General features: G+C 64.4%; 23 protein-coding genes. 18 read left to right on the forward strand and 5 right to left on the reverse strand.

What is annotated here, in order from left to right; genetic code table 11:
• Nucleotides 1-175 precede the first annotated feature (175 nt).
• The 4 genes from NKG60_RS24230 (at nt 176) to NKG60_RS24245 (ending at nt 4,651) form a co-directional block, all read left to right on the forward strand.
• A complete protein-coding gene (locus NKG60_RS24230) occupies nt 176-1,171 on the forward strand; it encodes an ABC transporter ATP-binding protein (RefSeq protein WP_352665413.1) in 996 nt (331 codons plus the stop codon).
• A 256-nt stretch (nt 1,172-1,427) separates the two neighbouring features.
• Nucleotides 1,428-2,393 (forward strand): ABC transporter permease, encoded by a 966-nt coding sequence (locus NKG60_RS24235; protein WP_352665414.1) that lies wholly within the window; start codon nt 1,428-1,430, stop codon nt 2,391-2,393.
• Nucleotides 2,383-3,198 carry an ABC transporter permease gene (locus NKG60_RS24240; RefSeq protein WP_352665415.1) on the forward strand — a complete coding sequence of 272 codons (816 nt, stop codon included), beginning with the start codon at nt 2,383-2,385 and terminating at the stop codon, nt 3,196-3,198. Before NKG60_RS24235 ends, NKG60_RS24240 begins: the two co-directional genes overlap by 11 nt.
• A 25-nt stretch (nt 3,199-3,223) precedes the next feature.
• Entirely contained in the window at nt 3,224-4,651 is a 1,428-nt protein-coding gene (locus tag NKG60_RS24245) for a gamma-aminobutyraldehyde dehydrogenase (protein ID WP_352866775.1), read from the forward strand.
• A gap of 20 nt (nt 4,652-4,671) precedes the next feature.
• On the opposite strand, the gene nhaA is transcribed toward NKG60_RS24245, so the two are convergent.
• The 5 genes from nhaA to NKG60_RS24270 form a co-directional block, all read right to left on the reverse strand.
• Nucleotides 4,672-5,865: a Na+/H+ antiporter NhaA gene (gene nhaA, locus NKG60_RS24250; RefSeq protein WP_352866772.1), complete on the reverse strand. Its 1,194-nt coding sequence runs from the start codon at nt 5,863-5,865 to the stop codon at nt 4,672-4,674.
• 91 nt (nt 5,866-5,956) lie between these two features.
• Nucleotides 5,957-6,520: an ActR/PrrA/RegA family redox response regulator transcription factor gene (locus NKG60_RS24255; RefSeq protein WP_023676342.1), complete on the reverse strand. Its 564-nt coding sequence runs from the start codon at nt 6,518-6,520 to the stop codon at nt 5,957-5,959.
• Between the two features lie 63 nt (nt 6,521-6,583).
• Nucleotides 6,584-7,909, reverse strand: coding sequence for an ActS/PrrB/RegB family redox-sensitive histidine kinase (locus tag NKG60_RS24260; RefSeq protein WP_352866770.1), 1,326 nt, complete (start codon nt 7,907-7,909; stop codon nt 6,584-6,586).
• A 90-nt stretch (nt 7,910-7,999) separates the two neighbouring features.
• A complete protein-coding gene (hrpB, locus tag NKG60_RS24265) occupies nt 8,000-10,651 on the reverse strand; it encodes an ATP-dependent helicase HrpB (RefSeq protein WP_352975777.1) in 2,652 nt (883 codons plus the stop codon).
• Nucleotides 10,652-10,726: 75 nt separating this feature from the next.
• Entirely contained in the window at nt 10,727-11,617 is an 891-nt protein-coding gene (locus NKG60_RS24270) for a DMT family transporter (protein WP_352869786.1), read from the reverse strand.
• Nucleotides 11,618-11,644: 27 nt separating this feature from the next.
• Here NKG60_RS24270 and NKG60_RS24275 point away from each other — a divergent pair, with 27 nt between their 5' ends.
• The 14 genes from NKG60_RS24275 to dhaK all read left to right on the forward strand — a co-directional run bounded on the left by NKG60_RS24275 (nt 11,645) and on the right by dhaK (nt 24,354).
• Complete coding sequence (locus tag NKG60_RS24275; RefSeq protein WP_352869788.1) at nt 11,645-12,334, forward strand: PIG-L deacetylase family protein; 690 nt, start codon at nt 11,645-11,647, stop codon at nt 12,332-12,334.
• A gap of 212 nt (nt 12,335-12,546) precedes the next feature.
• A complete protein-coding gene (locus NKG60_RS24280) occupies nt 12,547-13,878 on the forward strand; it encodes an ABC transporter substrate-binding protein (RefSeq protein WP_352665424.1) in 1,332 nt (443 codons plus the stop codon).
• A 112-nt stretch (nt 13,879-13,990) separates the two neighbouring features.
• Nucleotides 13,991-14,938, forward strand: a complete 948-nt coding sequence (locus NKG60_RS24285; RefSeq protein ID WP_031211681.1) for a carbohydrate ABC transporter permease — start codon at nt 13,991-13,993, stop codon at nt 14,936-14,938.
• Nucleotides 14,935-15,885, forward strand: coding sequence for a carbohydrate ABC transporter permease (locus NKG60_RS24290; protein ID WP_023717959.1), 951 nt, complete (start codon nt 14,935-14,937; stop codon nt 15,883-15,885). The genes NKG60_RS24285 and NKG60_RS24290 overlap by 4 nt, the downstream gene beginning before the upstream one ends.
• The gene (locus NKG60_RS24295; RefSeq protein WP_352665425.1) at nt 15,882-16,082 is read left to right on the forward strand and encodes a hypothetical protein; all 201 of its coding nucleotides are present in this window, start codon (nt 15,882-15,884) and stop codon (nt 16,080-16,082) included. Before NKG60_RS24290 ends, NKG60_RS24295 begins: the two co-directional genes overlap by 4 nt.
• A 3-nt stretch (nt 16,083-16,085) precedes the next feature.
• Nucleotides 16,086-17,198, forward strand: a complete 1,113-nt coding sequence (locus tag NKG60_RS24300; RefSeq protein WP_352869790.1) for an ABC transporter ATP-binding protein — start codon at nt 16,086-16,088, stop codon at nt 17,196-17,198.
• Nucleotides 17,191-18,204: an ABC transporter ATP-binding protein gene (locus tag NKG60_RS24305; protein ID WP_352869792.1), complete on the forward strand. Its 1,014-nt coding sequence runs from the start codon at nt 17,191-17,193 to the stop codon at nt 18,202-18,204. Before NKG60_RS24300 ends, NKG60_RS24305 begins: the two co-directional genes overlap by 8 nt.
• Before the next feature lie 67 nt (nt 18,205-18,271).
• Entirely contained in the window at nt 18,272-19,915 is a 1,644-nt protein-coding gene (locus tag NKG60_RS24310) for a dihydroxyacetone kinase subunit DhaK (RefSeq protein ID WP_352975780.1), read from the forward strand.
• An 81-nt stretch (nt 19,916-19,996) separates the two neighbouring features.
• Nucleotides 19,997-20,599 (forward strand): dihydroxyacetone kinase subunit DhaL, encoded by a 603-nt coding sequence (dhaL, locus tag NKG60_RS24315; RefSeq protein WP_352869796.1) that lies wholly within the window; start codon nt 19,997-19,999, stop codon nt 20,597-20,599.
• Nucleotides 20,596-20,985: a dihydroxyacetone kinase phosphoryl donor subunit DhaM gene (gene dhaM, locus NKG60_RS24320; protein WP_352665432.1), complete on the forward strand. Its 390-nt coding sequence runs from the start codon at nt 20,596-20,598 to the stop codon at nt 20,983-20,985. The genes dhaL and dhaM overlap by 4 nt, the downstream gene beginning before the upstream one ends.
• 22 nt (nt 20,986-21,007) lie before the next feature.
• A complete protein-coding gene (locus tag NKG60_RS24325; RefSeq protein ID WP_352869799.1) occupies nt 21,008-21,310 on the forward strand; it encodes an HPr family phosphocarrier protein in 303 nt (100 codons plus the stop codon).
• A complete protein-coding gene (gene ptsP, locus NKG60_RS24330) occupies nt 21,294-22,910 on the forward strand; it encodes a phosphoenolpyruvate--protein phosphotransferase (RefSeq protein WP_352869801.1) in 1,617 nt (538 codons plus the stop codon). Before NKG60_RS24325 ends, ptsP begins: the two co-directional genes overlap by 17 nt.
• 8 nt (nt 22,911-22,918) lie before the next feature.
• Nucleotides 22,919-23,341, forward strand: a complete 423-nt coding sequence (locus NKG60_RS24335) for a hypothetical protein (protein WP_352869803.1) — start codon at nt 22,919-22,921, stop codon at nt 23,339-23,341.
• Nucleotides 23,342-23,367: 26 nt separating this feature from the next.
• Nucleotides 23,368-24,354, forward strand: coding sequence for a dihydroxyacetone kinase subunit DhaK (gene dhaK / locus NKG60_RS24340; RefSeq protein WP_352869805.1), 987 nt, complete (start codon nt 23,368-23,370; stop codon nt 24,352-24,354).
• Nucleotides 24,355-24,570: the final 216 nt, after the last annotated feature.

A 24,570-nucleotide genomic window follows, 5' to 3' on the forward strand; every position in this document is an offset into this window, starting at 1 on the left:
AAGGTCATGCGCATCGGCCTCGCCGAATTCCACGCCATCAAGTACGGAACCAAACTCAATCTGCAAAATGTGTGAATCCGATAGCGTCCGCTATACGGGGAGAAGGTGCCGGCAGGCGGATGAGGGGCGGCACAACCGCCTGAAATTTAATGAGCCTGACAGATCAGGACAGCCCATGACCTCCGCCGTTTCCTTCCAAAAAGTCTCCCGCCATTTCGGCAGCGTGCGTGCCGTCGACGCGGTCGATCTCGACATCGTGCCGGGCGAGTTCTTCGCCATGCTCGGGCCTTCCGGTTCGGGCAAGACGACGTGCCTGCGCCTCATCGCCGGGTTCGAGCAGCCGACGGCGGGCTCGATCTCGATCTTCGGCGAACGCGCCGAGGGCGTGCCGCCCTATCGCCGCAACGTCAACACCGTGTTCCAGGATTATGCGCTGTTCCCGCATCTCAACGTGCTCGACAACGTCGCCTATGGGCTGATGGTCAAGGGCGTCGGCAGATCGGAGCGGCAAAAGGCGGCGGAAGAGGCGCTGGCGCTGGTGCGGCTTCCCGGCTACGGCGCGCGTCGCCCTGGTCAACTTTCCGGCGGCCAGCGCCAGCGCGTCGCGCTCGCCCGGGCGCTGGTCAACCAACCCAAGGTGCTGCTGCTCGACGAGCCGCTCGGCGCGCTCGACCTCAAGCTTCGCGAAAACATGCAGGAGGAGTTGAAATCGCTGCAGAAGGCGCTCGGCATCACCTTCGTGTTCGTCACCCACGACCAGGGCGAAGCGCTGTCGATGGCCGACCGCGTCGCCGTCTTCAACGACGGCAAGATCATGCAGATCGGCACGCCGGAAGACATCTACCAGCGCCCCAAGACCCGCTTCGTCGCCGATTTCGTCGGCTCGTCCAACGTGCTGCCGCCGGATTTCGTCCAGCGCTATGCCGGCCAGCATCGCTGGGGCAGCCTGCGGCCCGAATCCATCCGTATTGGCCGGGCCAACGGCGAAGGCGTTGCCGCCCGCCTCGTCTCGACCAATTATCTCGGCGCCACGACAAGACTGGCACTCGATGCAGAGGGCTTGCGGCTGCATGCCATCGTGCCGGCGGGTGCTGCCTTGCCCCGGGAGGGCGAGGCGGTGGTGCTCACCTTCAACCGCGAGCATTTGCATTTGATGGACGAGCTGGGATGAGGGCCGGGTTTGAAGCGGGGTATGCGTCCGAGGTTGGCGCCCTACGGCACCCCCCTCTGTCCTGCCGGACATCTCCCCCGCAAGGGGGGAGATTGGCCGTTACCACTGGCTTCGCCAATCTCCAACATTGCAGAACTGGCGGGGCAGACAAGCTGCTGATCTCCCCCCTTGCGGGGGAGATGTCCGGCAGGACAGAGGGGGGTGTGAAGGATCTCGGCCTTTCCACCATTGATCCAATCAACACGATAGGCGCGTCATGACCATCGCCGCGCTCAACTCCAGTCCCGCCCCCGCCATCCTGCCGGGAAGCGGCGGCTTGCGCGGCGCGCTGTCGGATCTCTTCTGGCGCCGGCCGCAACTCCTGCTTCTGCTCATGCTGCTGCCGCCGGTTCTGTGGCTCGGCATCGTCTATATCGGCTCGCTGTTCGCGCTGCTTTTGCAGAGTTTCTTTTCGATCGACGAGTTCTCCGGCCTGATCAACCGGCAGTTCACGCTAAAGACCTATGGCGACCTGCTGCAGGCCGCCAATCTCGACATCATCCTGCGCACGGTGACAATGGCGGCGCTGGTGACGTTCGCGTCGGCGGTCATCGCCTTTCCCATCGCCTATTATGCGGCGCGCTATGCGCGCGGCCGTTGGAAGGCGCTGTTTTATCTCGGCGTCATGCTACCGCTGTGGTCGAGCTACCTGGTCAAGATCTATGCCTGGAAGCTGATCCTGGCCAAGGAAGGCATCCTGACGTGGCTGCTGGCCAAATTGCATCTTCTATGGCTGCTTGATGCCTGGCTATCGCTGCCGGTCGTCGGCGGTAACTCGCTGTCGGTCTCCTCAACCGGCACCTTCATCGTCTTCGTCTATGTCTGGCTGCCCTTCATGATCCTGCCGGTGCAGGCCGCACTCGAGCGCGTGCCGGGCAATTTGGTCGAGGCCTCGTCCGATCTGGGAGCCTCGCCCGGCCAGACCTTCCGCAACGTGCTGTTCCCACTGGCGCTGCCCGGCATCGTCGCCGGCTCGATCTTCACCTTCTCGCTGACGCTCGGCGACTACATCATCCCGCAGATCATCGGTACCTCGCGGCTGTTCATCGGCCAGGCCGTCTATTCGCAGCAAGGCACTGCCGGCAACATCCCGCTTGCCGCCGCCTTTACCGTGGTGCCCATTGTCATCATGGGCTTCTATCTCTGGGGCGCCAAGCGTATGGGGGCTTTCGATGCGCTCTGACCGTGGCCCATCCGCGCCTCTCGGCCTGAAGCTCGCTGCCACCGGCGGCCTGCTCTTCCTGCACCTGCCGATCCTGCTGATCTTCGTCTATGCCTTCACCATCGAGGAGAAGAGCTTCGTCTGGCCGCCGCCGGGCCTGACCACGCAATGGTTCGCCGTCACCTGGAACCGGCCCGACGTCTGGCAGGCGCTGTCGCTGTCGGTGCGCGTCGCGGCGATCTCGACCGCCATCGCGCTGGTCCTCGGCACGCTGTGCGCCGCGGCCGTGTCCCGCACAAAATTCTTCGGCCGCGAAACCATCTCGCTGCTGGTCATCCTGCCGATCGCGCTGCCCGGCATCATCACCGGCATTGCGCTGCGCTCGGCCTTCGCGCTGGCCGAAATCCCGTTTTCGTTCTGGACGATCGTGCTCGGCCACGCCACCTTCTGCGTGGTCGTCGTCTACAACAATGCCGTCGCCCGTTTCCGCCGCACGTCCGGCTCGATGATCGAGGCGTCGATGGATCTCGGCGCCGACGGTTTCCAGACCTTTCGGCATGTCGTGCTGCCCAACATCGCAACCGCGCTGCTGGCTGGCGGCATGCTCGCCTTTGCGCTGTCCTTCGACGAGGTCATCGTCACCACCTTCACCGCCGGCCAGCAGCAGACGGTGCCGATCTGGATGCTCGAAGAGTTGATCCGTCCGCGCCAGCGTCCGGTCACCAATGTAGTGGCGATGGTCGTGGTGCTGGTGACGCTGCTTCCCATCCTCGCTGCCTATTACCTGACCCGCGACGGCGACCAGATCGCCGGTTCGGGCAAATGATCTCGTTCATAAGGGAGAGACTTCCATGGACACGCAGATGCTGATCGGCTCGAAATTCGAAAAAGGCACCGAGACCGAGGAACCGATCCTCAACCCGAAGACCGGGGCGACCATCCTCAATCTGCCCGAGGCCAGCCCAGCGCAGATCGAAGCGGCAGTGCTTGCCGCCGAAAAAGCCTTCGTCACCTGGTCGCGCACCACGCCGGCGCAGCGCGCCGGCTATCTCCTGAAGATCGCCGATCGCATCGAGGCCGCGGCAAAGGATTTCGCGGCGCTCGAGGCGCTGAACTGCGGCAAGCCGATCAATGCCGTGCTCAATGACGAGATCCCGGCGATCGTCGACTGCTACCGCTTCTTTGCCGGCGCGGTCCGCTCGATGCCCGGCCAGGTCGCCGGCGAATACATTCCCGGTCACACCTCGATGGTCCGCCGCGACGCCATCGGCGTTGTCGCGTCGATCGCGCCGTGGAACTATCCGCTGATGATGATGGCCTGGAAGGTGGCGCCGGCGATTGCCGGCGGCAACACCGTCGTCTTCAAGCCGTCGGAACAGACGCCGCTGACCGCGCTGAAGCTGGCTAAAATCCTTGCCGAGATCCTGCCGGAAGGCGTCGTCAACGTCGTGCTCGGCCGCGGCGACAGCGTCGGCAACACGCTGATCAACCATCCGAAGGTCAACATGATCTCGATCACCGGCGACGTCGCCACCGGCAAGAAGGTGCTGCAGGCCGCCGCCAAATCGGTCAAGCGCACGCATCTCGAGCTCGGCGGCAAGGCGCCGGTCATCGTCTTCGATGACGCCGATCTCGGTGCGGTGGTCAACGGCCTGCGCGCCTTCGGCTATTACAATGCCGGCCAGGACTGCACCGCCGCCTGCCGCATCTATGCCGGCAAGAAAATCTACGACAAGCTCGTCGCCGACCTCTCCGCTGCGGTCTCGACCATCAAATATGATCGTCCTGACGATACTGAAAACGAGATCGGCCCGTTGATCTCGCGTCGCCAGCGCGACCGCGTCTCAAGCTTCGTCGAGCGCGCCTCTGAGCTCAAGCACATCGAGATCACCACGGGCGGCAAGCCTGGCGAGGGCTCCGGCTTCTTCTACCAGCCGACCGTCGTTGCCGGCGCGCTGCAGGAGGACGAGATCGTGCGCCGCGAAGTGTTCGGCCCGGTGGTCTCGGTCACCCGCTTTTCCGAAGTCGACGAAGCGGTGAACTGGGCCAATGACTCTGACTACGGCCTGGCGTCGTCGGTGTGGACCAAGGACGTTTCGCGCGCCATGGCGACGGCGGCCCGGCTTCAATATGGCTGCACCTGGATCAATACCCATTTCATGCTGACCAACGAGATGCCGCATGGCGGACTGAAGCAATCCGGCTACGGCAAGGACATGTCTCTCTACGCGCTGGAGGACTATACAGCCGTCCGCCACGTCATGGTTGCGCACGGGTAGCGCCCGCGAGGAGACGGGGCCTATTCTTCCGCCTCCTCCGCTTCGCCTGCGGCCGGCGCCACCAGCAGCACAGCGGCGCCGAGGAGCGCGGCAATGAAGGAGCCGGCGAGGATGCCGACCTTGACCGCGTCCTGCAGAGCGACGTCGCTGGCGAAGGCGAGCAGGCCGATGAACAGGCTCATGGTGAAGCCGATGCCGCACAGCAGCGAAATGCCGACCATATGCAGCCAGCCGGCATTGACCGGCAGATCGGCGAAGCCAAGCCGGATGGCAAGCGCGGAAGACCCGAACACGCCGACCAGCTTGCCGGCGACGAGACCGGCGGCGACGCCGAGCGTCAGCGGCTCGGCCAGGGCGGCAGCGCTGAGGCCGCCAAGCGAGACACCGGCATTGGCGAAGCCGAAAATCGGGATGACGAAAAAGGCGACGATTTTGTGCAGGCCGTGTTCGAGCCGGTGCAGCGGCGAATGGTCGAGATCGTGGCCGCTGCCCGGCGATATCTTCAATGGGATGGTGAGGGCCAGCGCAACGCCAGCGAGCGTCGCATGGACGCCCGATTTGAGCACCAAAACCCACAGAACGATGCCGAGCACGATATAGGGCAGCAGCGTCAGCACCCGCATGCGGTTGAGCACCACCAGCAGCGCGATGACGGCGAAGGCGGCGCCGAGATAGGCGAGCGACAGGCCGCTGGTATAGAACACCGCGATGATGAGCACGGCGCCGAGATCGTCGATGATGGCGAGCGCGGTGAGGAATATCTTCAGCGAGCCCGGCACGCGGCTGCCGAGCAGCGACAGCACGCCGAGCGCAAAGGCGATGTCGGTGGCGGTCGGAATCGCCCAGCCGGACAGAGCGGCTGGATTGTTGCGGTTGATGGCGACGTAGACCAGTGCCGGCACTGCCATGCCGCCGGCGGCGGCGATGCCGGGCAGCACGCGGCGCGGCCAGGTCGAGAGCTGGCCGTCGAGCATCTCGCGCTTGATCTCGAGGCCGACCAGCAGGAAGAACACCGCCATCAGGCCGTCATTGATCCAGTGCGAGACGCTGAGCGGTCCGAGATAGGCATGGAGGGCGGAGAAATAAGCCTCGCCCAGCGGCGAATTGGCGACGATCAGGGCCAAGGCCGCCGCAGCCATCAGGATGAGGCCGCCGGCCGCCTCGCTGTCGAGGAATTCGCGCAGCATGGAGACCAGCCGCTTTTCGTCCTGCATGTCGCCTCCGTCGTATCAGCGGCAAGGTCCGACACCGCCAAGCGATGATGCGCAAACAGCGCTGGCCGGGCAAGCCTGTAGTCAGAGCCCTTTAGCGCGGCGCGCGCTTGGCGAGGATGCGTTGCAGCGTGCGGCGATGCATGTTCAGGCGGCGTGCGGTTTCCGAGACGTTGCGGTCGCACATTTCGTAGACGCGCTGGATGTGCTCCCAGCGCACGCGATCGGCCGACATTGGATTTTCGGGCGGCGCTGCGCGTTCGCCCGCGGTGCGGGTCAGAGCCGCAAAAATGTCGTCGGCATCGGCCGGCTTCGACAGATAGTCGATGGCGCCGAGCTTTACCGCCGTCACCGCAGTGGCGATGTTGCCGTAGCCGGTGAGGATGATGGCGCGGGCATCGTCGCGCTTCTCGCGAATGGCAGCGACGACGTCGAGGCCGTTGCCGTCGGCCAGCCGCATGTCGACCACCGCATAAGCCGGCGGATTGGCGCGCGCCTTGGCAACCGCCTCCTCGACGCTCTCCGCCGTCTCGACCACGAAACCCCTGGTTTCCATGGCGCGGGCAAGCCGCGTCAGGAACGGCTTGTCGTCGTCGACGATCAGCAGCGAGGTGTCCTCGCCTTCGACCATTGCGCCAATCGTTTCGTCAGTACTCATCGTGCTGAAAATCCTGCTGCCTGATTTTTACGCAAATATAGTTTCGCAACGCTATTGTCCAATTTAGGCCGTGTCGAACATGGTGGCCGAAGCCTGCTCGGGATTGAGGAAGACGCTGCGCGGCCACGATATCTGCACGATAGCGCCCTCGCCGGGCTCGCTCGAATTGCGGAAATCGAGCGTCGCGCCGGAGCGTTCGAGCAAGGTCTTGGCGATGAACAAGCCGAGGCCGAGGCCGCCGCCGGCTTCGGTGCCCTGGCGCGTTGACATATAGGGTTCGCCGATGCGGTCGATGATCTCCGGCGGAAAGCCCGGCCCGTCGTCGATGATCGAGAAGCTGACGGCGGCCTCATTCCATTTCCAGCGTATGGTGACGTTTTTGCGGGCAAAGTCGACGGCGTTCTCGACCAGATTGCCGAGGCCGTAAATGACGCCGGGATTGCGCCGGCCCACCGGTTCCGGGCCGATGCGCTCGCCCGGCCGAAGCTTGATCGAAATGCCGAAATCGCGGTGCGGCGCCGTCACTTCCTCGACCAGCGAGGTCAGCGGCAGACGCGAGAGGTGCACCTCGCTCTCGGAGGAAAGGCTGGTCAGGCGCTTCAGGATTTCGCGGCAGCGCTCGCTCTGCGAACGCAGCAGCTTCACGTCCTCGCCGTATTTCGGATCTTCGCCAAGCGCCTTCTCCATCTCCTTGGCGACAAGCGTGATGGTGGCGAGCGGCGTGCCGAGCTCGTGCGCGGCGGCCGCTGCGAGGCCGTCGAGGGCCGAGAGATGCTGTTCTCGCTGCAGCACCAGTTCGGTGGCGGCAAGCGCGTTAGCAAGCAGCCGCGCCTCCTCGGCCACCCGGAAGGCATAGATCGCGGTAAAGGCGATGGAGCAGAACACCGCCATCCATATGCCGGCGACATAGATGAACGGCATCGCCAATGGCGCGCCCTCGTACCAGGGCAGCGGCAGGTGGTAAAAGACCAGCAGCGTCGCCGCCACGATCACCAGCGCGCCGAGCATGGCCGTCAGCCGCAGCGGCAGCGACGTCGCAGAGACGACGACGGGCACGGTCATCAGCAGCGAAAACGGATTGGTGAGGCCGCCGGTCATGTAGAGCAGGCCGGCAAGCTGCAGGCTATCGAAGGTCAGGATGGCGAAGGCCGAGAACGGGGTAAGCCGATGCGCCGCCGGATAGCGGAAGGTCAGCAAAAGGTTCATCCAGGCCGAACAAGCGATCAGCGCAAAACACATGCTGACCGGCAGCGGAAATTTCAGCCCGTAAGCGACGACTAGCACGGTCAGGCTCTGGCCGACGATGGCAAGCCAGCGCAACCTGATCAGCGTGTTGAGGCGCAGCCGCTGGCTTTGCTGGAAGTCGGGTGCGTGCAGGATGTTTATCATGGCCAATGATTATAGAGGGGAAACAGCCGGAGGTCTTTTCCGAAAAACTGCCGAAGCTTGCCTTCCGTTCGGGATGACAGCCTCGAAGCATCAGGTACCGCGCGGCTTGGCGCGGCTGGTGGCGGCGGCGAGAAGCGGGTTCTCCGGCCAGACATGCCTGGGATAGCGGCCGTGCATGTCTGCCCGCACATCGGCCCAGGAGCCGCGCCAGAAGCCGGGCAGGTCGCGCGTCGTCTGGATCGGCCGATGCGCCGGCGACAGCAATTCGAGCGTCAGCGGCACAGTGCCGTTGGCGATCGCCGGATGCCGGTCGAGGCCGAACAGCTCCTGCACGCGCGCCGCCAGCACCGGCCATTCGCCGTCATAGCGGATCGGCAGCCGACTGCCCGACGGAGCGTCGAAGTGGGTCGGCGCCAATATGTCGATCTTGCGCTGCAATTCGTGCGGCACCAGCGTTATCAGGCCTTGCGAAAGCACGCTGGGATCAATCGCCGCAAAGGATGCGGCACCGGAAAGGAACGGCAGCAGCCAGTCGTCGAGGCGCTCGGCGAGCGCGGCATCGGAGACATCGGGCCATGGTGCGCCAAGGCCGCGATGCAGCCAGCCGAGCCGCTGCCGCAACATCTCCGCCTCCCTGTTCCACGGCAACAGGGACAGGCCGTGTTCGCGCAAGGCGCCGAGAATGGCGCTGTCTGCGTCGGCACCGGTCGGCGCCGGCAGCATGCGTTCGGACAGGGTGATGGCGCCGAGGCGAACCGTTTCGCGCACCCGCACCGCGCGCCTATCGCGGTCGAAGCTCGCCTCGCGGCGCGTCTCGATCCTTTCCGCCAGCACGGCACGGATATCCGTCTCATCGATGGCTGCCGCCGCAGTGATGCGGGCGTTCTGCGCCTTGCCCTGCAGGTCGGCGACGACGAGCCAGGTCTCGCCGGCCAGCGGATCGGAGGCGTCGAGCATGGCGCCCGAGCCGTTGGCCAGCACGAAGCGACCACGCTCGCCGCGCGCTTTGGCGACCCGATCCGGCCAGGCATGGATGAGGAGAGCGCCGGCATTACCCTCCCCCTTGAGGGGAGGGTCGGCGAGTGAGCCTTGCGCAGCAAGGCGAGGGAGACGGGGTGGGGTCGGCGATGGCGTGCCCGCCCCGGGGGCCGCCCCCCCCCCCGCCGCCGCGGGGGCGGGGGGGGGGGGGGCGCGCGGCTTGGGGGGGCCCCCCCCCCCCCCACCCCGCCCCGCTGGGTGTACCCCCCCTCCCCTCAAGGGGGAGGGTAACGCCTGCTTTGCCAATCTCTCGGCCAGCTGCCGGGCAGCGGTGGCACGCCGCGATTTTTCGGCGCGAAAGCGCATCAGCCGCCGTTCGAGATCGGCACCATCGCCCCCAAGGCCACGCTCAGTGAGCAGCACGGCGAGCATCGCCGCCTCGAGCGCCTGTCCGGTCCTTGCCGCCTCGGCGACCATATGGCCGAGCCGAACCGGTAGCGCCAGCTTGCGCATCGCGGCACCGGCTTCCGTCAGGCGGCCTGCCGCATCGACAGCATCGAGCGCGCGCAGCAGCGCCCTAGCCTCGGTGAGCGCCGGAGCCGGCGGGGGGTCGAGGAAGGACAGGCTGGTCGGATCGGCGACACCGAACGCGGCGCAATCGAGCAACAGGCCGGAAAGATCGGCCTCGAGGATTTCCGGCGGCGTGAAGGCCGGCAGGGCCGCCGTCTGCTCGGCCCGCCATAACCGGATGGCGACGCCCGGCTGCGTGCGCCCGGCACGGCCGGCGCGCTGGTCGGCGGAAGCGCGGGAAGCACGTACCGTCTCCAGCCGCGTCAGGCCGCTCGCCGGCTCATAGCGCGGCAGCCGCGACAGGCCGGAATCGATGACGACGCGCACGCCGTCGATGGTGATGGAGGTTTCGGCGATCGACGTCGCCAGCACGACCTTGCGGCGGCCGAGCGGCGCCGGCTTGATCGCCGCGTCCTGCGCCTTGTTGTCGAGCATGCCGTAGAGCGGCACGATGTCGGTATCGGCGCCGACCTTGCCCGCCAGCCGCTCGGCGGTGCGCTCGATCTCGCGCTGGCCGGGCAGGAAAGCGAGCACGCTGCCCTCCTCCCCGGCAAGCGCCGAGCGGATCGTCCTGGCCATCGCGTCCTCGATGGTGACGCCGCCCTGCCGCTCGTCATAGCGGACATCGACCGGAAAGGCGCGGCCTGCGCTCTCGATCACCGGCGAGCCGGACAGTAATTTTGCGACACGCGCACCGTCGAGCGTCGCCGACATCACCAGCAATCTGAGGTCGGTCCTCAGCGCACTTTGCACGTCGAGCGCCAGCGCCAGCCCGAAATCGCCGTCGAGCGAGCGTTCGTGGAACTCGTCGAACAACACCGCCGCGACACCGGGCAGTTCGGGATCGTCGAGGATCATGCGGGAGAGCACGCCTTCGGTGACGACGAGGACCCTGGTCTTCGCGGAAGTGCGGTTTTCCATGCGCATGGCATAGCCGACCGTCTCACCGGGTTCTTCGCCAAGCAATTCGGCCATGCGGCGGGCGGCAGCGCGGGCAGCGAGGCGGCGCGGCTCGAGCAGGATGATCTTTCCGGCGCCGAGCCATTCAGCGTCGAGCAGCGCCAGTGGAATCAGCGTCGTCTTGCCGGCGCCGGGCGGCGCCACCAGCACGGCGCTGTTGCCATGGCCGAGCGCTTCATTGAGCGCCGGCAATACAGCGGAGACCGGCAGTTCCGGCAAGGGTTTTGTGGTCATTGTGCTATGCTGTGCAGCCAGTTGGCAGCGACCGCATATCAGCGGTGGCGGTCGCGGCGCAACCTCGGCGCCGACTCAAAGCCTGGTCCGCGAAAACGGGTTCCAGCGCACGGTGCCGAGCCGCACCTCCTCGCGCACCATCGTCAGCAGGCCGGAACCGCCGACCACGGCGAGCCCGACCAGCGACAGAAAATCCGGATATTCCCTGAAGAACAGCGCACCTAAAACCACCGCCCAGACGATCTGCGAGTAATGCGTCGGCGCGATGCGGTTGGCCGGTGCGTATTTGACCGCCAGCAGATGCAGCAGCTGACCGCCGGCGGTAAAGGCGCCGGCCAGCACCAGCCAGGCCCATTGCCTGCCATCCGGCAGCGTGAACGAGGTGGCGGCCGCACCGACGCCGTTGAAGAGCAGGCCGTAGCCGATCAGCACGCCGAGCATCGTCGTGCGCTTTTCCTGCGCGGCCAGCGAACGCATCAGGATGACATTGGTGGCGGCCAGGAAGGCGATGATGAACGCCGCCAGATGACCAAGCTGCAACTCGCGAAACCCAGGCCTGACGACCAGCATGACCCCGGCAAAGCCGGCGACGACCGCCAGCCACCGCCATGGGCCGACCTTCTCCTTGAGGACCAGCGTGGCCAGGATGGTGACGAACAGTGGCGCCAGGAAGATCAGCGCATAGACTTCCGCCAGCGGGATGGTGGTGAAGGCGTAGACGCTGAGCACGCCCGAGGCGATGCCGGCCCAGGCGCGGGCCTGTACCGCCCACGGCCGGGTCGTGCGCCAGAAATCGCGCCAGCGCTCGCCTGCCGGCCTGGCAAAGAGCAGAAAGCAGCCGGCAAACAATGTCGAGAAGAAGCCGATCTCGAAGACGTTGAACTGCCCGCCCAGGCTTTTGACAACGGCGTCGCTGCACGAATAGCTTGCATAGGCGATGAGAGCGAGCAGAATTCCGTTGGGCACGTTTTTCCGTTTCCGGGAGAGATGAGAGTGAAGATACTGGCGCTTGGCGCGCATCCGGACGACATCGAGATCTTCATGTTCGGTACGATGGCGGCTTATGCCGCGCAAGGCGCAGAACTCTTCTTTGCCATAGCCACCGATGGCGCCAGGGGCGGCTATGGCGATCCGGCCGCGCTGGCCCGCACGCGCCGCAAGGAGGCGATGGCGGCGGCCGGCCTGCTTGGCGTGACGCCGCGCTTTCTCGATTTTCCCGATGGCGCACTGGTCGCCGATGCCGCGCTGATCGGGGCGCTGAAAGCACTGATCGGCGAGATAGGGCCGGATCTGGCGATCACCCATGCGCCGAACGACTATCATGGCGACCACCGCGCGCTATCGGATAGCGTGCGCATCGCAGCGTCATTCTCGGTGCCGGTGCTGCATGCCGACACGTTCGGCGGCACCGGGTTTTCGCCAACGCACTATGTCGATATCTCCAGGCATTTCGATCTAAAGGTGGACGCCATCCGGGCGCACCAGTCGCAGGATCCCGAGCGTTTCGTCGACGCGGCGCGCACGCAGAACGCCTTTCGCGCCGGCCAGTGCAACGGCCCAGCCGGATCGTTCGCCGAGGCCTTCCGCTTCGAGCCGGTCTTCCCCTTCGCCGACATCCGCGCGCTGCTGCCGCCGGCCCCAGTGATCCGTCCGGTGGCGATCAGCAACAAGACGGCGACCTAGGCAGGTCGCCGCAACTTCTCACGTTGCTTTCCTATCCAGCATGCTGCGATGCAGCAACGAATTCGCTTGCGTTGTTTAGTAAAAATTGCATCACTAAACAAATTACTAAACATCCGGTGCGCCGCCGCGTCGTAGTGTTTAGGCCCCGGAGGAGGGGTTTAGCGGGCTCTTGAAACCGTCATCCGGACGCGTTTCGCAAATGGGAGGAAGGCATGAAATCGACCTTGAAACTGACGTTGGGACTGGCCTCGACACTCTTTGCATCGACAGCCGTTTCGAACGTCGCGCAGGCAGAAGATCTGACGCTTTGCTGGGCAGCCTGGGACCCGGCCAACGCGCTTGTGGAATTGTCCAAGGACTTCACCAAGGAAACCGGCATCGGCATGAAATTCGAATTCGTGCCGTGGACCAACTATGCCGACCGCTTTCTCAACGAGCTGAATTCGCACGGCAAGCTGTGCGACCTGATCATCGGTGACAGCCAGTGGATCGGCGGTGCCGCCGAGAACGGCCACTACGTCAAGCTGAACGACTTCTTCGACAAGGAGAAGATCAGCATGGACGATTTCGTGCCGGCGACCGTCGTTGGCTATTCGGAATGGCCGAAGAACTCGCCGAATTACTGGGCGTTGCCGGCTATGGGCGACGTTGTCGGTTGGACTTACCGCAAGGACTGGTTCTCCAAGCCGGAGCTGCAGAAGGAATTCAAGGAAAAGTACGGCTGGGATCTCGGGCCGCCGACGACCTTCGACCAGTTGAAGCAGATCGCCGAATTCTTCCAGAAGCGCGAGATCGACGGCAAGACCGTCTATGGCGCGTCGATCTATACCGAGCGCGGCTCGGAAGGCATCACCATGGGCGCCATGGACGTACTCTACAGCTTCGGCTTCCAGTACGAGAACCCCAAAAAGCCCTACGAGATGGAAGGCTTCGTAAACTCCGATAAATCGGTGAAGGGCCTGGAATTCTACAAAGCCCTCTACGATTGCTGCACCCCTCCCGGCGCCTCGAACAGCTACATGGGCGAAGGCGTCGATGCCTTCAAATCCGGCCAGGTGGCCATGCACATGAACTTCGCCTTCACCTGGCCAGGCCTGCAGAAGGACGAGAATGTCGGCGGCGACAAGATCGGCTATTTCGTCAATCCTAAAGGTCCGGACGGCGACCAGTTCGCCCAGCTCGGGGGCCAGGGCATCTCGGTGGTCTCCTATTCCGACAAGCAGGAAGCCGCGCTCAAATACATCAAATGGTTCGCCAACAAGGACGTGCAGTCCAAATGGTGGTCGCTCGGCGGCTATTCCTGCCTCAACGCGGTCGTCAAGGACCCGGCCTTCCCGGCCAGCCAGCCCTACGCGCAGACCTTCCTCGACTCGATGGCCATCGTGAAGGACTTCTGGGCCGAGCCGAGCTATGCCCCGCTGTTGCAGGCATCGCAGAAGCGCTTCCACGACTATGTGGTTGCCGGGCAAGGCTCGGCCAAGGATGCGCTCGACGGCCTCGTCAAGGACTGGACCGAGGTGTTCCAGGACGACGGCAAGATGTAAACGGCTCCTCCCGAGCCCATGACCGAACCGTCCCGTGCCACCCTTGGCACGGGACACAGTTCAGATAAATTCCATTGTCGAGACGAGCCAAGTGACCGAAGCAGGACTGACCATGCTCAATCGGACGGCGGACAGCGTTGCCCGGGCTACGCCTGAGCCGTTGGCCCGCAAGGTCCGGGGCATCAGCGACAAGGGCCTCGCCTGGCTGTTCATCTCGCCGACGATCCTGTTGCTTCTCGCCATCAATATCTTCCCGCTGTTCTGGGCGATCTATCTGTCCTTCACCAATTTTCGCGCCAATCGGCCCAACGAGGTTGTGAAAAACCTTGGGCTGGCGAACTACAAGCGCATCCTGGCTGACCAGGACATCTGGATCGCCATGCAGACGACGGCGCATTTCGTGTTCTGGACCATCCTGCTGCAAACGCTGATCGGCTTTACGCTGGCCTGGCTGATCGACCGCAAGTTCCGCGGCCACGCCTTCTGGACGACAATCATCCTGGTGCCGATGATGCTGTCGCCGGCGGTGGTCGGCAATTTCTGGCGCTTCCTCTACGAGCCGCAGATCGGGCTGTTCGCCTACGCCGTTTCGTTCGTCACCGGCATACCAGCAACCGAAATCAGCATGCTCTCCAACGTGTCACTGGCGCCATGGTCGATCATCATCGTCGACACCTGGATGTGGACGCCTTACGTGATGCTCATCTGCCTCGCCGGCCTGCGCTCGATCCCCGAATACATCTACGAAGCGGCCGAGGTCGACCGCGCCTCCAACTGGCGGCAGTTCTGGTCGATCACACTGCCGATGGCGCTACCCTTCATCATGCTGGCGGTGCTGTTTCGCGGCATCGAGAACTTCAAGATGTTCGACATGGTCAATTTGCTCACCGGCGGCGGGCCGGGATCGACCACCGAAGTGGCCTCGATCACGTTGAAGCGGCAGGCCTTCGAAAGCTGGCGGACGGGCTATTCCTCGGCCTTCGCCATCATCCTGTTCGTCGCGGTGTTCGGGCTGGCCAACATCTACGTCAAGGCGCTCAACAAGGTGAAGCAGAGATGAGCCTGACGTCAGCCCATTCCGTTGTCGCGCCGTCGGCCACGTCGAAGCGCGTCGCCGGCACGATCATCGTCGCCTACGCGCTGATCTCGATCGTGCCGCTGCTGTGGATCTTCGCCACCAGCTTCAAGACGCCGCCCGATTCCATCGCTTACCCACCGAAGATCCTGTTTCAGCCGAGCGTTGAGGGCTACTGCAACCTGTTCACGACGCGCACAAGGCAGACGCCGGAATACATCAACTCGCTTGGGCCGGCGACGGGCCTGTGCGACGAGACGGTGCGCAAGCGCAACATGGTGATCGCCGGCCCGTCGAACTTCATGCCGCGCTTCGTCAATTCGCTGATCATCGCGTTCGGCTCGACGTTTTGCGCGGTGTTCCTCGGCACGCTGTCGGCCTATGGTTTTTCGCGCTTCAAGGTGCCGCTCGCCGACGACCTTCTGTTCTTCATCCTGTCGACGCGGATGATGCCGCCGATCGCCGTCGCGATTCCCATCTACCTGATGTATCGCGAGCTTGGCCTGTCGGATACGGCGCTCGGCATGATCCTGCTTTATACGGCGGTCAACGTGTCCTTGGCGGTATGGCTGCTGAAAGGCTTTATCGACGAGATCCCGCGCGAATATGAAGAAGCGGCGATGATCGACGGCTATACGCGGCTGCAGGCGTTCTGGCGCACCGTACTGCCGCAGGCGACCACCGGCATTGCCGCAACAGCCATCTTCTGCCTGATCTTTGCCTGGAACGAATATGCCTTCGCCGCGCTGCTGACTTCGGGCACGGCGCAGACCGCGCCGCCCTTCATCCCGACCATCATTGGCGAAGGCGGCCAGGACTGGCCGGCGGTCGCTGCCGGCACGACGATCTTCCTGGTGCCGATCCTTGTCTTCACCATCCTGCTTCGCAAGCAATTGTTGCGCGGCATCACCTTCGGCGCGGTGCGCAAATGAACCTGACCACTAAACGCAAATCGCGCTGGCCCGTCTGGGCCAGGCGCGGGCTGATGGAAAACGTCGCCACCGCGATCATCGCGATCGGCTTCCTGATGCTGTTCCAGCCCTTCGCGCTGGCGCTCTACACCTATTCCTTCATCACCATGCTGGCCGGCACGGCGATGTTCATCATCGTCTCGAAATTTCCGGAGTAGACGATGGCCGAGATCAGGGTCGAACATCTGAGGAAGGCATTCGGCGATTTCGTCGCCGTGCAGGATTCCAACTTCGTCGTCGAGGACGGCGAATTCTTCGTCATGCTGGGGCCGTCGGGCTGCGGCAAGACGACGACGCTTCGTATGATCGCCGGGCTCGAACTGCCGACCGGCGGCAAGATCCTGCTTGGCGGCGAGGACGTCACCATGCGGCGTGCCCGCGAGCGCGACATTGCCTTCGTATTCCAGCTGTTCGCGCTCTATCCGCACATGAATGTGCGGAAGAACATCGGCTTTCCACTGCTGGCGCAAGGCATGCCAGGCGCTGAAATCCGAGCCAGGGTGGAAGAGACGGCGAAGCTGTTGCGGATCGACCATCTGCTCAACAAATCGGTCTCCGGGCTAGCCGGCGGCGATCGCCAGCGCGTGGCGCTCGGCCGCGCCATCGTACGGCGGCCAAAATGTTTCCTGATGGACGAGCCGCTCGGCACGCTCGACACCGAATTCCGGGACCTGATGGTCCATGAGCTGCGCGAACTGCACAACCGCATCCACGCCACCACCGTCTATGTCACGCATGACCAGATGGAAGCGATGTCGATGGCCGACAAGATCGCGGTGATGAACCACGGCGTCATCGAACAATTCGGCACGCCGCGCGAGATCTACGACCGGCCGGCGACGATGTTCGTCGCCGACTTCATCGGCTCGCCGCCGATGAATTTCCTCGGCTTCGGCGGAGGCCTTTCAAAGGGTGCCAGGGAAATTGTTGTGCAGGGCGCGAAGGTGGCCGTGCCGGAGGTGCGCGAGGATGTCGCGCCGGCCGAGATGGCGCTTGGCATCCGACCGGAGCACATCCGCTTCGACGACGCTTCGAAGTTGCGCGGTGCTATTTACGGCACGGAATATCTCGGCACGACTCAGATCGTGGCGGTGGAGACGGCAGACGGCATCATCAAGGCCAGGGTGCCGGCCGAAATCCGACTCAATCCGGGCGATCATGTCGGCCTGGCGCTGAGCAGCGCGCGGCTGTCGCTGTTCGCAAAAGGATCCGGGCGTGCGGTGCGCACCGAAATCCATGACTCGGCCTCCCAGGGGAGAGCGCATCATGGCTGACGTTCACATCAAAGGCGTGACCAAGGTTTTTGGCGAGCATGTCGCCCTCGACAATCTCGACCTGCATATCGCCGACGGCGAATTCGTCGTGCTGCTCGGGCCGACCGGTGCCGGCAAGACGACGACGCTCAGGCTGATCGCCGGGCTGGAGCGGCCGGAAGCGGGCTCGATCCATATTGCCGGCCACGACACGACGACGCTGTCGCCGGCCGAGCGCGACACCGCTTTCGTCTTCCAGCAATATTCGCTCTATCCGCATCTGTCAGTCTACGACAACCTCGCCTTTCCGCTGCGCTCGCCGGCGCGGAAAATGCCGGAGGACCAGATCCGCCGCCGCGTCGAGGATGTGGCCAAGATGGTGCGCATCCACCACAAGCTGAATAATCGCTCGACCAAACTCTCGGGCGGCGAGATGCAGCGCGTCGCCATCGGCCGCGCTTTGGTGCGCAAGCCGTCGATCTACCTGATGGACGAGCCGCTGTCGTCGCTCGACGCCAAGCTGCGCGCCGATCTCAGGCTCGAGCTGAAGCGCATCCAGGCCGAACTCGGCGCCACCATGCTTTACGTCACACACGACCAGATCGAAGCGATGACCATGGCCGACCGCATCGGCATCCTCGCCGACGGCGTGCTGGTGCAGATTGGTTCCCCGCGCACGATCTATTCTGAGCCGGCAAACCTTCACGTCGCGGCAAGGCTCGGCCAACCGGCCATCAATTTGTTGCCGGTCGGCTTGCTGCCGGATGGCGGCGCGCCGACGGGAACCAAGACAATCGGTGCGCGTACCGAACATCTTTCGATCGAGAAGGCCGCGAACGGCCATGCCGACGGCGTCGTCGATTGGGTCGAGCATCTCGGCGACCAGAACCATCTGCACGTGACAGTGGGGACCAAGAAGCTGGTGACGCTGACCGACCCCGACACCGACCTGGCGCAGGGCGACAAGATCATGATCCGCTATCGCTCGCCGCTGTATTTCGGCGCCGATGGGCGACGGCTGATGTGAGCGCTGCGCGAGTGTTTTCCTGGCACCTTTCAACCGGCAATTTCGGGCACCGGACTGGACCAATTCGATGAAGCATTTTTTCAATCGCAGGGATACGATCGTAACTGAGGCCCTGGACGGCTTTCTCGGCACGACCGGCGCCGGCGTTCTCGCTCGCCTCGACGGCTATCCCGAGATCAAGGTCATTCTCCGCGCCGACTGGGATAAGACCAAGGTCGCGGTCATTTCCGGCGGCGGGGCCGGGCACGAACCCGCCCATGCCGGCTTCGTCGGCATGGGCATGCTGACGGCGGCGGTTTCGGGCGAGATCTTTGCTTCGCCGAGCGTGGAAGCAGTATTGGCCGCCATCCGCGCGGTGACCGGTCCCGCCGGGTGCCTGCTGATCGTCAAGAACTATACCGGCGATCGCCTCAACTTCGGCTTGGCCGCCGAGAAGGCGCGCGCCGAAGGCTTCCGCGTCGAGATGGTGATCGTCGCCGACGACATTGCCCTGCCGGACATTGCCCAGCCGCGCGGCGTTGCCGGCACCTTGTTCGTGCACAAGATCGCAGGCTATCTGTCAGAAGCCGGCAACGATCTGGCGACGGTTGCCGCTGCGGCGCGCGCCGCGGTGGCGGATATCGTTTCACTCGGCATATCGCTGTCGTCCTGCTCGATCCCCGGCCAGAGCCATGACGAAAGATTTGGCGCCGACGACGCTGAACTCGGCCTCGGCATCCATGGCGAACCGGGCGTTGAGCGGATTGCGATACAAAGTGCCGAAAGACTGGTTGCGATCATGTCGGAGCGCCTTGCCGCGCGGCTCGATCCGGCCAGCGACTACGCCTTGCTGATCAACAATCTCGGTTCGGTGCCACCGCTGGAAATGTTGCTTGTCGCCAATGCGGTGTTGGCATCACCGCTGGCACGAAAGGTGACGCTGACGATCGGGCCTGGGCAGCTTATGACGGCGCTCAACATGAACGGCTTTTCTCTGTCGCTGATCCGGCTCGATGCGCCGCGCGAAGCGGCGTTGCGGGCGCCGGTAGGTCCTCACGCCTGGCTGCCGGCAAGAGCGGTTGGCCCAATGAGCATCGTGCCGATGGCAAAAGCCGGCAGCCTTGGCAACGCGTCGAAAGCCAGCCAGGACGCGCGCACCGAGCGGCTGGTGGTCGCGGTCTGCGAACGGCTGATCTCGCTTGAAGGCGCGTTGAACGGACTGGACGCCAAGGCTGGAGACGGCGACACCGGATCGACTGTGGCGGCCGGTGCGCGCAGCGTGCTAGGCCGCATTGCGACACTGCCGCTCGCCGACCCTGCCGCAACGCTCGCCGCCGTCGGCGACATCCTGAGCGCCAGCATGGGCGGCTCTAGCGGCGTGCTGCTGTCGATCTTCTTCACCGCCGCCGCGCAGGCGCTGCAGTCTGGCGAAACGCTTCCCAAGGCGCTTCTCGCTGGCCTGGATCGGGTGTCCTTCTATGGTGGAGCGAGGATCGGCGATCGCACGATGATCGATGCCCTGGAACCCGCCTTGAGGGCGCTGGATAAGGGGAGTCTGGAAGATGCGGCGGTCGCGGCGCAACGCGGAGCCGAGGCCACCGCTGCCATGCGCAAGGCCAAGGCCGGGCGGTCCGCCTATATTGGCAGCGAGCTCGACGGCGTGGTCGATCCGGGCGCCTTTGCCGTCGCCGAGGTCTTCACTGCCCTCGCTGCGTTGCTCGAACCCGCTTGACTGGGGAAAAGAATGCTTCAATTGCCGGATATGCAATTTTCTCGTACTGCCGGCAGCGCAGGGGCCAGGAGCATGGGTGACATGGCGGCAGCGGATCTCTCCAAGCTGATCGAGGCGACGGCAAACACCATCGCCGCCCATGCCGAAGAGCTGACCAGGCTCGACCAGGCGATCGGCGACGGCGACCATGGGCTCAACATGAAACGCGGCTTCGAGGCCGTGCGGGCCGAGGCCGGCGCGTTCGCGGCAAAGCCGTTGCCCGAGGCGCTGAAGGCGATCGGCACCAAGCTGGTGATGACCGTCGGCGGAGCCTCCGGTCCCTTGTTCGGCACGCTGTTCATGGCGCTCGGCAAGGAGATTCCCGCCGCGCCGGATCGCGCCGATCTGGCGGCGGCCTTCGGCAAGGCGATCGAAGCAGTGGCCGCCCGAGGCAAGTCGCAGGCCGGGCAAAAAACCATGCTCGACGTGCTGCAGCCGGTGCATGAGGCCCTGCTGGAGGGAAAGGCGGCAGCGGACATCGTCGAGATCGCCGACAACGCGGCCGACGCGACCGTGCCGATGAAGGCGCTGCGTGGGCGCGCCTCCTTCCTTGGCGACCGTTCGATCGGTCATATGGATGCCGGCGCACGCTCGACCGCGCTTCTGGTGCGGGCCGTAGCCGAGACAATCGAGAGGCGCGCATGAGCAATGTCGGCATCGTCATCGTATCGCATTCGCCGCTGGTCGCCGAAGGCACCGCCGACATGGTGCGGCAGATGGTCGGCAACGAAGTGCCGCTTGCATGGTGCGGCGGAAACGGCCATGGCGGGCTGGGAACCAATGTCGAGGCGATCATAGGCGCCATCGACAAGGCCTGGTCGGAGGCGGGTGTCGCGATCCTCGTCGATCTCGGCGGTGCCGAGACCAATAGCGAGATGGCGGTCGAGATGATCGGCGAACCGCGCGCCCAGAAGATCATCGTCTGCAATGCGCCGATCGTCGAAGGCGCGGTGATGGCGGCAACCGAGGCTTCCGGCGGCGCCTCGCTCAAGGAAGTGGTGGCGACGGCGCACGAACTGTCGCCGTCGTGAATGAACGGGAATTTTGACAAGCATGTCCGCAGCAGTCGAAGCCAGCGTCCTGATCACCCATGAGGTGGGACTGCATGCGCGTCCTTCGGTGAAGTTCACCAAGCTTGCCAAGACGTTTTCGGCCGACGTCGAGATTGCGCTCGCCGCCAACGGACCGTGGCTCGACGCCAAGAGCATCGTCAAGGTAATGGCTGCGAAAGCGCCGAAAGGTACTGTCCTGCATATCAGAGCCAGAGGGGACGGCGCCGGTGAGGCGGTGGGCGCGCTGGTCGAGCTGGTGCGGCGCGATTTCGACGAAGGCAAGGACCATGCCCGAACCGCTTAGGCTGCAGGGCATTTCGGCATCGGCCGGCTATGCCGAGGGGCCGCTGTTCGATCTGGACCAGGCTGCTGTGCGTTATGTCCGCAAGGCGACTGCCGCGGACGAGAAGGCGGCGCTTGAAGCCGCCATCTCCATTGCCGCAGGCCGGCTCGCGACATTGATCGAAACCAGCGACAGCGAGGCGGCCGGGATCCTCGAATTCCAGCTCGCCATGCTGGAGGACAACGCGCTGACCGGTCCGGCCTTTGCGCACATCGTCGAGGGCATGGCTGCTGATGTGGCTTGGCGAACAGCGCTCGACGCCGAGATCGCCGGCTACGAAACATCCGACCAGGACTATTTCCGGGCGCGCGCGGCCGACATGCGCGATATACGCGACCAGGTGCTACGCGCGCTGACCGGGGGCGGCGACATTGCCGCACCGGCGGGTGCGATCTTCTACGGCGAGGATATCGCACCGACGCGCTTCCTCGAGACCGACTGGAGTGCCGGCGGCGGCATAGCACTTACGGCCGGAAGTGCTGCAAGTCATGTCGCAATGCTGGCACGCTCACGCGGCGTGCCAATGGTGGTGGGGCTTGGGCTCGTGGCGCGTGGGGTGGCCGGGCCCGGTGCTTCGCCGGCTCACCTTGCCGGAATGGCTCTGCTCGATGCCGAACATGGCGGCATCGTGTTGGCGCCTTCGAAAGCGGAGATCGACGCATTCCGACGATCGTCGTTGGCTTTCGCAGCGCATCGCGGCAAAGCGGCAGCCTATCTGACAAGGCCGGCAGCAACGAAGACCGGCATAGCGGTCCGCGTGCAGGTGAATATTGCCGATCCGTCCGATGTCGACAGCATCGATGCTGCGGCGTGCGACGGTGTCGGGCTGATGCGGACCGAATTCCTGTTCGGCAAGACGCTGCCGGACGAGGAAACCCAATATCGCGCCTACCGCAAAGTGCTGGAATGGGCAGGCGACAAGCCGGTGACGATCCGTACCGTCGATGCGGGCGGCGATAAGCCTGTGCCGGGCCTGACCGTCGAGGAAGGTAATCCATTCCTTGGCCTGCGCGGGATCAGGCTGTCGCTGGTGCGCCCAGAGGTCTTTCGCGTGCAGATCCGCGCCTTGCTACGCGCCGCCATGCACGGCAATCTGAAGGTGATGTTCCCGATGATCGCCGTTCCGGAAGAGTATGAACACGCCACCGCGCTGTTCGCGGAAGAGCAGGCTGACCTTTTGGCGCGCGGCATCGCGCAAAAAATGCCGCCGCTTGGCATCATGGTCGAGGTGCCGTCGGTGGCCATCGCACCGGAGGCATTCGCCAAGGCCGCCTTCTTCTCGATCGGTTCGAATGATTTGACCCAATACGTAATGGCTGCCGCTCGCGACAACATTTCGGTCGCACATCTGAATTCCGTCAGGCACCCGGCGGTGCTCCGGCTGATCGCCTCGGTTGCCGCCTTCGGCCGTGAGCACAATATCCCGGTTAGCCTGTGTGGCGATGCCGGCGGCGACCCCGCCTCGATCCCGGCGCTGCTTGAAACTGGCCTGCGTGACCTCTCCGTCGCTCCCGCCCAACTCGCGATGGCCAAGGCGGCCATCGCGGACGTTTCGATCTAGGCCCCGGCATGTCAGACAAAGCGTCGCAATCCGGCCCCGAAGAGGCGATCCGCGCCTACAAGACGATCCTGTCGCAGGTGATCGACCAGCGCCCGTCCGGCATGCGCCAGCGCCTCGCCGATGCGCTGGGCAAGCATCGCAGCTTCGTCACGCAGATTTCCAGCCCGGCCTATTCGACGCCGATCCCGTCGAAGCATTTGCCGGCTATCTTCTCCGTTTGCCATTTCAGCCCGGCCGAACGCGATCATTTCCTTGAAGCCTACCATCGGGCGCATCCGGGAAAAATGTCGCTGGCTGCAGGCATGCGTAGGACACGGCATGTCTCGCTGATCGTTCCCGATTTCGGCGACGACAAGCAGAACGCGGCGCTCGACCGGGCGGTCAACGATTTCATCCAGAAGATCACCAGCATCGCCGGCAAGGGCAGCTGACGCTGGGCTATTTCGGGAGGACAGCCATGAAGAAATTTCTGAATTCGGTCGATACGGTGCTGACCGAGAGCCTTGACGGCTTCGTTGCCGCGCATGCCGATATCCTGGCGCTCGGCGAGGAGCACAAATTTGTCCGCCGCAAGGTGCTCAAGCCGGGCAAGGTGGCGCTGATCTCCGGCGGCGGCTCGGGTCACGAGCCGCTGCATGGCGGGTTCGTCGGGCACGGCATGCTGGATGCCGCCTGCCCCGGCCAGGTATTCACCTCGCCGACGCCTGACCAGATGATGGCGGCGGCTGAAGCCGTCAATACGGGCGCCGGCTGCCTGTTCATCGTCAAGAACTACGAGGGCGACGTGATGAATTTCGACATGGCCGCTGAAATGACGGAAGGCGTGATGCAAATCGTGACCAATGACGACGTCGCGGTCGAAAACTCGTCCTACACCACCGGCCGGCGCGGCGTCGCCGGTACGCTGGTGGTCGAGAAAATCGTCGGCGCGGCGGCCGAACAAGGCATGCCACTAGAGCCTTTGAAGGCGCTCGGCGAGCGCGTCAACGGCGCGACGCGCTCGATGGGCGTGGCGCTGACCAGTTGCACCGTGCCGGCGGCGGGCAAGCCGACCTTCGACATCGGCGACGGCGAGATGGAGTTCGGGGTCGGTATCCATGGCGAGCCGGGAAGGCGACGCGACACATTGAAGAGCGCCGACGCTATCGCCGACGAGATCTGTACCGCAATCCTGGGTGACCTGGGCGACGGTGCCAGAGGCCAGGCGCTACTCTTCGTCAATGGCTTTGGCGGCACACCGTTGATGGAGCTTTATCTGATGTACAACAGCGCCCGCAAAATCTTCGAGAAGCACGGCGTGACGGTGGCCCGGTCGCTGGTCGGGTCCTATGTGACCTCGCTCGACATGGCCGGCTGTTCGATCACGCTGAGCATGCTCGACGACGAGGCGGCTGTTTGGTGGGATGCACCGGTACATACGGCCGCGCTGCGCTGGGGCATGTAGCGGCGGAGAATGCCCCAGAAATAGTCGGTGATAAGACCGACATCGGCAACGCCGCACATCGCCAGACAGTTGCCCTCCTCACCCTGCGTAAGATAAAGAACCTGCGGGTTTGGGGAGTTTGAGCATGCGTTACAATTGGGATCGGGCGCCGACGGGTTTCGAGCGCCATGGAAAGGTGCTGGCAGCCGCCTTGCTGATCGTCGGCGGGGTCGGACT

Origin of the sequence: Mesorhizobium sp. M1428, from assembly GCF_040317515.1 — a bacterium.
Lineage (GTDB): Bacteria > Pseudomonadota > Alphaproteobacteria > Rhizobiales > Rhizobiaceae > Mesorhizobium.

Excerpts from the sequence above, each read along its gene's own strand:
- NKG60_RS24230 (WP_352665413.1), top strand. The coding sequence starts at position 176 with ATGACCTCCGCCGTTTCCTTCCAAAAAGTCTCCCGCCATTTCGGCAGC.
- NKG60_RS24235 (WP_352665414.1), top strand. The coding sequence starts at position 1,428 with ATGACCATCGCCGCGCTCAACTCCAGTCCCGCCCCCGCCATCCTGCCG.
- NKG60_RS24240 (WP_352665415.1), top strand. The coding sequence starts at position 2,383 with ATGCGCTCTGACCGTGGCCCATCCGCGCCTCTCGGCCTGAAGCTCGCT.
- NKG60_RS24245 (WP_352866775.1), top strand. The coding sequence starts at position 3,224 with ATGGACACGCAGATGCTGATCGGCTCGAAATTCGAAAAAGGCACCGAG.
- nhaA (WP_352866772.1), bottom strand. The coding sequence starts at position 5,865 with ATGCAGGACGAAAAGCGGCTGGTCTCCATGCTGCGCGAATTCCTCGAC.
- NKG60_RS24255 (WP_023676342.1), bottom strand. The coding sequence starts at position 6,520 with ATGAGTACTGACGAAACGATTGGCGCAATGGTCGAAGGCGAGGACACC.
- NKG60_RS24260 (WP_352866770.1), bottom strand. The coding sequence starts at position 7,909 with ATGATAAACATCCTGCACGCACCCGACTTCCAGCAAAGCCAGCGGCTG.
- hrpB (WP_352975777.1), bottom strand. The coding sequence starts at position 10,651 with ATGACCACAAAACCCTTGCCGGAACTGCCGGTCTCCGCTGTATTGCCG.
- NKG60_RS24280 (WP_352665424.1), top strand. The coding sequence starts at position 12,547 with ATGAAATCGACCTTGAAACTGACGTTGGGACTGGCCTCGACACTCTTT.
- NKG60_RS24285 (WP_031211681.1), top strand. The coding sequence starts at position 13,991 with ATGCTCAATCGGACGGCGGACAGCGTTGCCCGGGCTACGCCTGAGCCG.
- NKG60_RS24290 (WP_023717959.1), top strand. The coding sequence starts at position 14,935 with ATGAGCCTGACGTCAGCCCATTCCGTTGTCGCGCCGTCGGCCACGTCG.
- NKG60_RS24295 (WP_352665425.1), top strand. The coding sequence starts at position 15,882 with ATGAACCTGACCACTAAACGCAAATCGCGCTGGCCCGTCTGGGCCAGG.
- NKG60_RS24300 (WP_352869790.1), top strand. The coding sequence starts at position 16,086 with ATGGCCGAGATCAGGGTCGAACATCTGAGGAAGGCATTCGGCGATTTC.
- NKG60_RS24305 (WP_352869792.1), top strand. The coding sequence starts at position 17,191 with ATGGCTGACGTTCACATCAAAGGCGTGACCAAGGTTTTTGGCGAGCAT.
- NKG60_RS24310 (WP_352975780.1), top strand. The coding sequence starts at position 18,272 with ATGAAGCATTTTTTCAATCGCAGGGATACGATCGTAACTGAGGCCCTG.
- dhaL (WP_352869796.1), top strand. The coding sequence starts at position 19,997 with ATGGCGGCAGCGGATCTCTCCAAGCTGATCGAGGCGACGGCAAACACC.
- dhaM (WP_352665432.1), top strand. The coding sequence starts at position 20,596 with ATGAGCAATGTCGGCATCGTCATCGTATCGCATTCGCCGCTGGTCGCC.
- NKG60_RS24325 (WP_352869799.1), top strand. The coding sequence starts at position 21,008 with ATGTCCGCAGCAGTCGAAGCCAGCGTCCTGATCACCCATGAGGTGGGA.
- ptsP (WP_352869801.1), top strand. The coding sequence starts at position 21,294 with ATGCCCGAACCGCTTAGGCTGCAGGGCATTTCGGCATCGGCCGGCTAT.
- NKG60_RS24335 (WP_352869803.1), top strand. The coding sequence starts at position 22,919 with ATGTCAGACAAAGCGTCGCAATCCGGCCCCGAAGAGGCGATCCGCGCC.
- dhaK (WP_352869805.1), top strand. The coding sequence starts at position 23,368 with ATGAAGAAATTTCTGAATTCGGTCGATACGGTGCTGACCGAGAGCCTT.